The sequence below is a fragment of the Streptomyces cirratus genome, assembly GCF_014650775.1.
Lineage (GTDB): Bacteria > Actinomycetota > Actinomycetes > Streptomycetales > Streptomycetaceae > Streptomyces > Streptomyces cirratus.
Map to the genome: position 1 here is coordinate 48,368 of NZ_BMVP01000024.1, position 9,654 is coordinate 58,021.

The following is a 9,654-nucleotide window of genomic DNA, read 5'->3' on the forward strand; positions in this document are numbered from 1 at the left end:
ATGACGATACTGGCGTGATGATGATGGATGCTTCGAACGCGTTGGCTGTGATCAGGGGTCTGGAGGCGCAGAGTGTTCAGGTGTGGCTCGGGGACGGCGGGTGGGGGGTTGACGCGCTCCTTGGCCAGCAGACTCGTCCGCACAAGGACGTCGATCTGATCGTCCGGGTCGACCAGGCTGAGGCCGCCGTCCAGGCCTTGCGCGGTTTGGGGTTCTCCGTTGTGGAGGGTCGTCTTTCCTCGTGCTTCGTCCTGCGTGATCAGGAGGGAAGGAGCGTTGACGTCCATCCCGTGGTGTTCGACGGAGAGGGCAACGGCGACTACACGATGGAGAACGGCGAGGTCTGGGTGTACGAGGCCGCGTGGTTCGGTGGGACCGGGAATCTTCAGGGCGAGCCGGTGCGGTGCCTGACCGCGCAGGGCCAGGTGGTGTGCCACTCGGGGTACGAGCTCGATGACGAGGACCGCCGGGACATGGCGGCCCTGCATGAACGGTTCGGCGTGGAGCTCCTGCCCGAACAGCGGTTCCCGTTGGGGTGAGAATCCGTCTCTCAACCGATCTTGGAACGTGCAGGTCGAACAGGGGTCCTGGTTGAGTGATCTCCGGCGGTGAGCATGGCCGCCCTCACCCTGGAGCAGCACCGGTGAAGAGACTCACTCGGCTATTCAGCCTCGCCGGCGCCGTCGCCTTGGTCCACGAAGGCGACGCCACGCCAGGGCGACGGGCCGCCGAGTGTCTGGTCGAGACGTTCCTGCGAGGGATGGAGTGAGCGTCGGGCCGCATTGACGAACTTCAAGTGCCCCTGGTCCAAGGCGGCGTGGATCGGTCGGAGCTCCTCAAGATCCGCTGGCTGACGATCGTGGAAGAGAATGCTGAAATCCTCGATGACATCGCAGAGCTGCAGAGCTGCTGCGGCCGCCTCGGGATTCGCCACCAAGCTCAGCGACTGGATCGCGGCATTGAACGGCCCCCATGCGACTGCAGGTCTGCGCCGTTCGAGGAACGCCTCACGCAGCTCCATCTCGACCGCGCCGAAGGCCTGCAGGAACCTCTCGTAGGCGGACGTCTGTGTCTCCTGAAGCCACTTTCGATTCTCGCTGTGCCGCCCGACGACCCCTCCTGCAACGACGCCCACGATGGTGGCGGTGACAGCACCCGCGGTGGATATCAAGAGCTCCCATGGAACAGCCATTTCAAACCCCTTGGGTTGTTGTCAGAAGCCGTCTCGACCGACCGTGGAACGTCCGGGGCGAACGGGGTCTTGATCGAGTGAACTTTCCGGCGGTAGGTGCATGGAGGCAGGGCCTCCTGGTAGCTCAGGCCCCGTTGTCATTGTTGTACGCGCCCGCGCCCGTCCGCTTCAACTCGCCTGCCGCCCGTTGCGATTGTCTCGCGCATGTGTACGGCAACGCGGCTGATCATCCCGATCGGGTGCGCTGGTATCCGTCGGACATGACGGAATCGAAGTGGGCGGCCGTCTGGCCGTTGCTGGCCAGGCGGGTGGGGGCGGTTGGTGGCGGGGAACCGGTCAGTCCCGGGTATGTTCACGCGGGGCCGGTTGACCGGCTCGGCTAGACTGTCGGCGGGTGATCCGCCTGGTCATCAGCGTGATCGCGGCCCAGGTGATCAGGGTTTCGGAGTGCTGGACCAGACGTTCGTAGTCGCGGGCGTGTCTGCGGGCGTGCATGACCCAGGCCGGCGATCTCTCAACGACCCAGCGGCGGGGCAGGACGACGAAGCCGACCGCGTTCTTGAGCCGGCTCACCGTCTTGATCGTCAGGTCGAGGTACTTTTTTGCCCAGGTCACGAGCTGGCCGGCGTACGCGGAGTCGGCCCACACGATCGTGATCTCGGGGTGCATGAGCCGCAGGCGGAACAGGACTTCCTTGGCCGCGTCGCGGTCGGTCATGTCGGCCGGGGTGACCATGACGAACAACGGCAGCCCTTTGGTGTCCACGACGAGATGGCGCTTGCGGCTGTTTCGCAAGCGCTCGGTGATCGTCGAGCGTTTAAAAGATCCCTGGGGGGATTGTGCAGTTTCGTAGCAGTTCGGGCGTGCCACTAAGGCGTGCTCGTTCGATGTCCAGTACGTCAGGCCGACTCGGTTTGACGGCTGCTGGGTTGGCTCTCGTGATGTCGGTGTCAACGCTTCAGGGCGCTGATGTGGCGATGGCCGCGCCGCAGCCGGAGGCTGCGGCCAAGGCCGCGGATCGTGCGGCAACGGTCGCGGCGGACATTGCGTCCGCTCGCGTCGCGGCCCGACTGTCGGGCAAGCGGGTGGAGGCCCTGTCCGAGCGGACGGAGTCGTCCACGACGTGGGCGAACAAGGACGGCTCGCTGACCTCGGAGTTCGCGGCAGGGCCGATCCGTTTCAAGGACGCCACCGGTGAGTGGCGAGATGTGGACGTAAACCTCACCAGCGCCAGTGACGGCTCGGTGATCTCGAAGGCGCACCCGCAGGGCTTGCGGCTTTCCGGCAGGTCCGACAGGAGCCCGAGCACCAACTGCCGGACCCGGCGCCGTGGTTCGACCCGCGCGAACGGCCTGCGATCCGGCCCATCAGACCCTTGAATGCCTCCTGCCAGCGGGCAGGGTCTACGCTGTGACCTGCGGCCACCGCATGATCTTCAGTATTCACACACCGATGATCAACGGTGGCCGTGCCCGTTCCCGCAGCGGCCCCGCCGGCGTGATCCAGCACCTCTGTTGGCCACCTTGAGTACTTCAGTTGCCCAGAATCCGGCACGAACAGGATCATGGCGGGATGACAGACAGCCTCTCTTCCGCACTGCCAACCGCGGTGCGACTGACGGAGTACACGAAGACCGAGCAGATCGAAATCCTCGGCGACAGTGCCGATCCGTTCGGCGTCGCAGACGCCGGATTGACGTGGCTGCCCAAGGAAGATCATTTCGGTATCAGGCAGAAGGGCCGCCTCGTGGCACACGCCGGTCTGCTGCGGCTACCCATATCGATCGGCGGGGTCGGCACACAGGTGGTGGGCGTCGGCGGGGTGGCTGTTGCGCCTGACATGCGCGGGCACGGACTTGCCCGGTTGGTCGTATCGGCGGCCGTGGACCACGCGCGGACGATGGGGCCACAGCACGGACTCCTCTTCTGCCGGCCGCCCCTCGTCGCGCTCTACCAGCGACTCGGCTGGCGAACGCTTGAGCAGGACGTCCACGTCGAACAACCCGAAGGACCCGTGGTCATGCCCCTGCGGACCATGTGGACGCCACTGCGCGACGATGCGAGTTGGCCCACTGGTGAGGTCCGCCTGCTCTCGCTCCCCATGTGATCGATGGCTCCGGTGAGTGCCGTCCCCGGTTGACGAGCCCAGTTCTTGGGCGGCAGGTCCGACAGCAGGCCGAGTACCAACTACCCGACCCGGCACCGGGGTTCGACCCGCGCGAACCGGCCTGCGATCCGGCCCATCAGGCCCTCGAATGCCTCCTGCCAGCGGGCATGGTCTACGCTGTGACCTGCGGCCACAGCCAGATCATTTGTCTTCACACACCGATGATCAACGGTGGCCGCACCCGTCTCCACAGCGCGTCAGGGTCGCGCAGCGTTCGCCTGCCGTCCTGTGTCAGGAGGACATGTGCAACGTGGCGAAGTCTGGTGGGTCGAGTTCGACGAGCGGCGGCTGGTTGTACTGCTGTCGGTAGAGGACGCGTCCGGGATCCAGGCGATGCAGGTCGTCGCTCCGGCGGGCGTCGACATCAGCGGTCTGGGTGTCGAAGTGCGAGTTGGCGCCATGGAAGGACTGCCCTTTGAAGGCGTGCTGCGGTTCGCGATCCCGCGTCCAGGCATTACCCCTTGCACGTGGCTGACCACCGTGTCCCGGGACGACCTGACCGAGCGGGCGGGCGTCCTGTCCTCCGCGAAGCTCGGCGAGATAAGGGACGCCCTCCGTCTCGGCGGCCTCGGGTAGGCGGAGAAGGAACCGACGCCCCCGATGGCGTGGGCGGTCTCGTCCAGATGATCGACGCTGGCCAGCTGGTTCCTTCGCGCCCCTCACCATCGAGATCACGATCTACGGCTGGAGTACTAACGAGCTCGTGCATGGTTGGCGGTGAAGCGTCGAAAGGTGCAAGTCGGCCCGGTGGTCACTGTCGCTGATGGGCGCTTCGGGTGGCGGTCTGCTGGTGTGAAAGCAGTCCGGCGATGGCTTGGATCGTGTCGCCCAGGTGTTCGCGTCGGCCGTGGTGGCGAGCGAGTGCACGCCAGTTCTTGAGGTGTGCGATGCCGTGCTCGACCCGGATCCTGCGTGAAGAGTGCGCCTTGCGCTGGCTCTCGTAGATCTCCTCATACCAGTCCGGTGGGTTCTTCTTGAATTTGCGGTGTGGTGGTGTCACCACGGCGTCACCATGGACGCTGCCCTCGACGTGGCTGTGGACCTCGCGCCCGGCGCAAAGCTCGACGCGGACCTGATCATGGCGCTCGGCCTCAACGACGACATCGACATGTCCGGCGGCGCCAAGGGCCTGAGCGACGCCGACCTCCACCTCTCCACCAGGTTCTGATCCTGCCTGGGCCTCTCAAAGCATCGCCTGGGCAATGAGGTGGCAGGACGTCCCGACGGGTTCGGCTGACCCTGGAAGTGGAGGGTGCGAGGGAGGCCCGTGATGGTGCTCGGGCCGCCGGTGGAGCCGATGCTCGCGCAGGCCGTCGAGGCCGTTCCGGGCCCGGCCGCGCTGCGGGCGGGGGTGGCGTATGAGCAGAGGCTGGACGGTCACCGGGCGCTGCTGTTCACCGGCGCCGGTCCAGGCGGGGCGGTCGTGGTGCAGACCCGGCGGGGGTCGTTGGTGCAGGACCGGTGGCCGGACCTGGTGGCCGCCGCCGAGGCGCAGCTCCCCGCCGACCTGGTCCTGGATGGTGAGCTGGTCGTCTGGAACGCCGAAGAGGGCCGGTTGTCGTTCGGGGCGTTGCAGCGGCGGGCCGTCGCCCGCGCTCTGGGCGCCGCTGCTCTTGCCGTGCGGTGGCCGGCCTGCTTCGTCCCCTTCGACGTCCTCCAGCAGGGCGGCCAGGAACTCCTCAATCAGCCCTATGCCGAGCACCGCACCCGCCTGGAAGACCTGTTCACCGATCGCGCCCTGACGGCTCCCTGGACGCTCGTCCCGATGACCACTCACCTGGCCAAGGCCCGCGAGTGGCTGGAGTTTTGGACCGACGTCTCCGGTGTCGAAAGCATCGTGTGCAAGCCCCTGACCGCAGTTACCTCCCCGGATACCGGGGCTGAACCAAGATCAAACGGCGCGACACCACCGAAGCCATCGTGGGCGCGATCACCGGGACTCTGACCCGCCCCCAGCTCCTCGTTCTCGGCCGCCACGACACCGTCGGAACGAGTGAATCCAACTGCAGCGAGATCATGTGGCCTGGTCGATCCATACAAGCCGGCCGCGGACCCTGTGGAGTGGGGTTCGACTCGCCGAAGCGGGTAGTCCCTCCCGGGGCTTGGGTCAGCCGGTGGGCATTTGGAGGTCGTAGTCGCGGAAGTCGACGGCGTACCAGGCGACCATCTGTGACGCGATCTTGAACATTTGTGCGTGGGTCTGGGCGAGAAGCGGGAACTTCTGCTGGACCTCGTATGCGGGGCGGTACAGGTACGGGGCGAGTGTGGCGATGGAGGCGTCGAGGGGCGGGTTGGTGCGGATCTCCAGCACGTCGGCGACGTGCGTGTCCATCATCCGCACCATGGACGCGCCGATGGCGCCGGCGCCGGGGAAGATCTTCCGGTCCATCCAGTCCAGCATGTTGTGGGCCAGCTTGATGCCTTCGTCGGACGAGGCCCGGTGGTTGGCTGCGGCGTCGGTGAGGACCTGGTTGGCCTGCTCGATGGTCTGCGGGTTGTATTTGTCCTCGATGCCCAGCAGCCGGCCGCCGACCCGCACCATGGTCATCAGCTCGTCGATCTGCCGCCTCGTGGGGTGGAAGCCGTACTTGGCTGCCAGCTGAACGTTGTAGGCGCCCACATACATGAGCTCCTCGACTTCCAGGCGCTGGCTGATCGGCATGCCGTTGCGCACGCGGTCCCACCCGTGAGCCAGGCCCATGTGGCGGGCCGCGGCGTGCACGAGCCGCAGCTTGACCAGGGTGACCGGCGCGTTGCCGGACGGGTCCCAGCCGTTGTGACCGGTCATGTCCCACAGGGTGTTCATCGTGCGGGAGAAGCGCCGGCCGATGTCCATCACGAGGTCGTACTTCGCGTACCACACCGATTTGGCCAGCAACGGGTCGGCCAGCGCGGCGAAGAGGCCGCCGAACGCCTCGGTCACCGTGAGGGCTTCCATGTTGCTCTGGAGGAGCTTGATCGTCTCACCGTGCGCCACCCGGTCGACGGCCGCCTGCTCCTCCACGCTCAGCACGACGTTGCGCTGCAGGAAGTCGCGCAGCACCGGCGGCGCCGCGGCGGGAACCGGCTGATCGTTGCGGGTCCAGACGTGGAAGACCTGGTTGGCCACCGTCATCTGGTCCGCGCGCACCAGCTGGTCGATGACCGCATCGGCTTCGGGGTCACCCTCCAGTGCCGCCTGATCAGTTGGCAGCACCCATGTGGTCTCGGGAGCCGCAGCGGGACTGCTGCCGTGCTTCGCCTGGGCGGCAGCGGAGGCGGGCAGGCCGGCGGCGGCCACACCAGCGGCCAATGCGGCAAGAGTGGTACGCCTGGTCACGAATCGGGTCATGTGCGCCATAGTGCACGGTCGGCTTTCGACATCTCCATTGATCATCTTCGGGATCACCCGGATGGCTGAGCGAGGCCATAGGGACTGCCCGAGGAGCCTCGCGAGTAATCACCTGTGCACCAGCCACTCGGCCGGGTCCTTGTCGGCCTTGGAGCGGTTGGAGGCGGCGGATCCCCGGTCAGGGTGTCCGGGCTGATCTGGTCGTTGGCGCGTACACCTCCTGCCGGGTCGCGGTCCACGGCGTCCCGCCTCTGGCAGGTACACCACGACTGCGAGCAGAAGGCGCAGGTGTTCACGGCCGGAGCGAAGGGCGGCCCAGGAGAACGAACGGGCGCCAGGCCGATGTCGCCCGTGGAGGAGAACCGGCGCTGCTCGCGCAGCAGGACCGCATGCGTGAACTGGAGAGTGGCGTGAAAGAGTCGACGGGTGCCGGCAGGCCGTTGGTCAGGCCGATGTTTCACAGATGGCGTAGTACGTCACGTCGATGGGGAACTGGCCCTCGTTGGCCACGACCGTGAACCAGCCGTTTCCCGAGGGATGGGAGCGGGAGATCCGGGAGACCTGGTCGTTCGAGGGGTCCGCGCCTCCGGAAACGGGCTCCGTTCCCGTCGGGCACTGGACGATCGGCCCGAGGGCCGAACCGGGCGGGACTTGGCCGTTCTCGGTGACCACGACCCGTTGGGTCGGCGCGGGCGAGGTCGAGGAGGAGGTCTGAGATGCCCTTTGGTCGCATGTCGCGTTCCCGTGTGCCGTCTGGCAGATGTTGAACAGGGCCGGGCCGTTGAGGACGTTGGCGACGGCACCCAGCAGGCCGTCGCTCTCCTGCGCGGAGGCACCGCCGGCGCACATGATGACTGCGCTCGCTACGGTGGCCCCGATGACGGCACACTTACGCTTGAGCCTCATGGAAACTCCACTATCTTGAGGTTGCTTTGGGGTGAATCGCCACCAAGGGATACTTCGATCCCAGGTGGTAAGCAAGCTTGAGGTACGGAGGTTTGAGACCGGTTCAGCCGGGTGGCTCATGCGATTGAGTTCCTCGACCTGGCGATGCCGTTCCACCTGTCCGCACACCGATAGCCACCGGAGACCGGCGGCGCATGCCCCGCCGCCGGGAACCGCGGTGCTCCTACCGGCCCGGCACGTGAAAGCTGAGGTGGGCTGCGCACGGCCCCCCGAGGCGTGCGGCGCCTCGGCCGCACGCTGCAGTCCTGGCCCTGACCCTGGCCCTGGCGCTGCTCGGCCGCCGCGGTGGAACTGCCGGGCTATGCGCTACCAGTGGCACTCGCGGCGATGGCGAGTGCACCCGGGGCCGTCGCGGGGCGGGCACCAAAGCCCTCCGCACGGCCGGGGGCCTTCGTGTATGTCACGAACCTCCACTCCGACACGCTTTCGGTGATCGACATCCGTACCGACGCGGTGGTGGACAGCGTTCGAGTGGGCGACAGGCCCGACAGCGTGGCTGTGACTCCCGACGGCTCGCACGTATACGTCACGAACTCCCTGACGGACACCGTGTCGGTGATCGAGGCCCGTACCAGGATGGTCGTCGACACCATCGCCGTGGGGGAGGAGCCCAGCAGGGTCAGGATCTCACTGGACGGACGGCACGATACGTGGCCAACGTGAGGTCGGACGACGTCTCGGTGATCAGCACCCGCACACGCGAGGTCACGCGCACCGTCGATGTGGGGGACTCGCCCCTGGGCCTTGCCGTACTGCCGGACGGCACCCGCCTCTACGTCGCCAACGCGGCCTCGGACGACCTGTCGGTGATCGAGACCGCCGTAGACGGTCACGGCCCGCATCCCGGTCGGAGTGCAACCCGCCGGCATTGGCGCCAGCCCTGACGGGTGCCACGTCTACGTGACGAATGTCGGCTCGAACAGCGTGCCGGTGATCGGCACCCGTACCCATGGCGTCACGGACACCATCGAGGTGGGCGCCGGGCCCAACGGTCATGCCGTCAGCCGGTGTGATGGACCATCGCCATTATCTACCGGCAGTCGCGAAGGGCATTCCAGTTGCTCATGTGGCCCCGGGCATGCTTGACCTGGTCGTCGAGCAGGGACGGAAGCCGTATGCATCGTGATCAGAGCTGGACAGCTCGGGGACTTGCCACAGTCCGAACCAGTGCTGGAGAAGGTCCGCGTGTCCCGCATCCGGCCGGGCCGGTCTCGCGGCCATCCCGACCGCGTGCGACTGCTCCCCCAACCACGCCCCGTCACGCATCACGACCCTGCCACGCAGCTCCGATACTGAGCGCCAAGCACGCACAGTCTGCGGCCAGATACGGGTAGGGGTCTCTTCGTTGCGCGGATCCCAGCCGAAGTCTTGTCCCGCCAGCGTCGGAAGAAGGTGTAGAGGCGGTCCCATGCGGGGGAGTTCGTAGGCACCGCTCTCCAGGCGGGCCGGGGCTCGCATCGCGCACGAACGACTACCCACTCCGCGTCGGTCATGTCCGAGGGGTACCTCGGATGCCTGTGCGGCCGGCCCCCCCCGGCGTCCCAGAACCGGTGAGCCAGGCAATCCCACGACTGGGACAGGGAGCCGCACGGCAATGTCACGGAGACGGAAAACTGCGGCACCAGGGGCCTCCTGTCGCTCGAGGGGATTCGCCACCCACGAGCTATACGGGAGGCCCCACTTTCATGCCCTGCCGACCAGGAGTTCGCCCGCGGACGTCGTCGAGGACCTCGTCGGCTTCCCAGTCGCATCGGTTCAACAGCCGGTGCATCCGGTCGGGAGCTGTGTGACCTGCCTCCTCGGCAAGCGTCCACCCGTCCTTCCGCTCCAGCGGGGCTATCAGCCCGCGCATATAGGCAAGAGCCGACTCCCGCGGCTCGGACCTGGAAATCCGATGCACGAAACGCTCGTGCAACTCGCCCAGACTCGCCGCCCAGCGACCTGACATCAACCCGGTCCCCACCCATAACCAGCCCAACGAGCAGCCTGGCCACCAGTC

General features: G+C 66.8%; 12 protein-coding genes and 4 pseudogenes. 8 read left to right on the top strand and 8 right to left on the bottom strand.

Translation table 11 applies throughout. The features are described 5' to 3' along the window. Window positions 1-17: 17 nt before the first annotated feature. Window positions 18-539, top strand: a complete 522-nt coding sequence (locus tag IE207_RS31220; protein WP_229874197.1) for a nucleotidyltransferase domain-containing protein — start codon at window positions 18-20, stop codon at window positions 537-539. Between the two features lie 122 nt (window positions 540-661). Here IE207_RS31220 and IE207_RS31225 read toward each other — a convergent pair whose 3' ends face one another. The 3 genes and pseudogenes from IE207_RS31225 to IE207_RS34365 all read right to left on the bottom strand — a co-directional run. Further along, on the bottom strand, window positions 662-1,192 hold the full coding sequence (locus tag IE207_RS31225) for a hypothetical protein (RefSeq protein WP_190187709.1): 531 nt from the start codon (window positions 1,190-1,192) through the stop codon (window positions 662-664). Between the two features lie 390 nt (window positions 1,193-1,582). Beyond that, window positions 1,583-2,284 (bottom strand): annotated as a pseudogene (locus tag IE207_RS34255) (transposase); the annotation flags it as partial. A gap of 172 nt (window positions 2,285-2,456) precedes the next feature. Beyond that, a pseudogene (locus tag IE207_RS34365) lies at window positions 2,457-2,617 on the bottom strand (IS701 family transposase); the annotation flags it as partial. Between the two features lie 147 nt (window positions 2,618-2,764). Between IE207_RS34365 and IE207_RS31240 the strand changes: the two are divergent. Beyond that, window positions 2,765-3,298, top strand: a complete 534-nt coding sequence (locus IE207_RS31240; RefSeq protein WP_190187711.1) for a GNAT family N-acetyltransferase — start codon at window positions 2,765-2,767, stop codon at window positions 3,296-3,298. 303 nt (window positions 3,299-3,601) lie between these two features. Then, entirely contained in the window at window positions 3,602-3,934 is a 333-nt protein-coding gene (locus tag IE207_RS31245; RefSeq protein WP_190187712.1) for a putative type II toxin-antitoxin system PemK/MazF family toxin, read from the top strand. A 175-nt stretch (window positions 3,935-4,109) separates the two neighbouring features. Here IE207_RS31245 and IE207_RS31250 read toward each other — a convergent pair whose 3' ends face one another. Beyond that, window positions 4,110-4,361: a transposase gene (locus IE207_RS31250; protein WP_190187713.1), complete on the bottom strand. Its 252-nt coding sequence runs from the start codon at window positions 4,359-4,361 to the stop codon at window positions 4,110-4,112. A 9-nt stretch (window positions 4,362-4,370) separates the two neighbouring features. Here IE207_RS31250 and IE207_RS31255 point away from each other — a divergent pair, with 9 nt between their 5' ends. Both IE207_RS31255 and IE207_RS31260 read left to right on the top strand, forming a co-directional pair. Further along, the gene (locus IE207_RS31255; protein WP_190187714.1) at window positions 4,371-4,526 is read left to right on the top strand and encodes a hypothetical protein; all 156 of its coding nucleotides are present in this window, start codon (window positions 4,371-4,373) and stop codon (window positions 4,524-4,526) included. 102 nt (window positions 4,527-4,628) lie between these two features. Next, window positions 4,629-5,303 carry an ATP-dependent DNA ligase gene (locus IE207_RS31260; RefSeq protein WP_229874190.1) on the top strand — a complete coding sequence of 225 codons (675 nt, stop codon included), beginning with the start codon at window positions 4,629-4,631 and terminating at the stop codon, window positions 5,301-5,303. Window positions 5,304-5,465: 162 nt separating this feature from the next. Here the strand turns inward: IE207_RS31260 and IE207_RS31265 are convergent, their stop codons facing one another. Both IE207_RS31265 and IE207_RS31270 read right to left on the bottom strand, forming a co-directional pair. Beyond that, complete coding sequence (locus IE207_RS31265; RefSeq protein ID WP_190187715.1) at window positions 5,466-6,689, bottom strand: oxygenase MpaB family protein; 1,224 nt, start codon at window positions 6,687-6,689, stop codon at window positions 5,466-5,468. A 444-nt stretch (window positions 6,690-7,133) separates the two neighbouring features. After that, window positions 7,134-7,595, bottom strand: coding sequence for a hypothetical protein (locus IE207_RS31270; RefSeq protein ID WP_190187716.1), 462 nt, complete (start codon window positions 7,593-7,595; stop codon window positions 7,134-7,136). Window positions 7,596-7,967: 372 nt separating this feature from the next. Between IE207_RS31270 and IE207_RS31275 the strand changes: the two genes are divergently transcribed. Genes IE207_RS31275 through IE207_RS34260 form a run of 3 tightly spaced genes read left to right on the top strand, consistent with a single transcriptional unit; the run spans window position 7,968 to window position 8,741 of the window. Continuing rightward, window positions 7,968-8,318, top strand: a complete 351-nt coding sequence (locus IE207_RS31275) for a YncE family protein (protein WP_190187717.1) — start codon at window positions 7,968-7,970, stop codon at window positions 8,316-8,318. Then, window positions 8,315-8,539: a YncE family protein gene (locus IE207_RS31280; protein WP_190187718.1), complete on the top strand. Its 225-nt coding sequence runs from the start codon at window positions 8,315-8,317 to the stop codon at window positions 8,537-8,539. The genes IE207_RS31275 and IE207_RS31280 overlap by 4 nt, the downstream gene beginning before the upstream one ends. A 46-nt stretch (window positions 8,540-8,585) precedes the next feature. Further along, window positions 8,586-8,741: a hypothetical protein gene (locus IE207_RS34260; protein ID WP_373304801.1), complete on the top strand. Its 156-nt coding sequence runs from the start codon at window positions 8,586-8,588 to the stop codon at window positions 8,739-8,741. Window positions 8,742-8,900: 159 nt separating this feature from the next. Here IE207_RS34260 and IE207_RS33600 read toward each other — a convergent pair. Together IE207_RS33600 and IE207_RS31290 are read right to left on the bottom strand one after the other, a co-directional pair. Further along, window positions 8,901-9,020: pseudogene (locus IE207_RS33600) on the bottom strand (pyridoxamine 5'-phosphate oxidase family protein); the annotation flags it as partial. Between the two features lie 346 nt (window positions 9,021-9,366). Further along, window positions 9,367-9,622, bottom strand: a pseudogene (locus IE207_RS31290) (IS701 family transposase); the annotation flags it as partial. Between the last annotated feature and the right edge of the window lie 32 nt (window positions 9,623-9,654).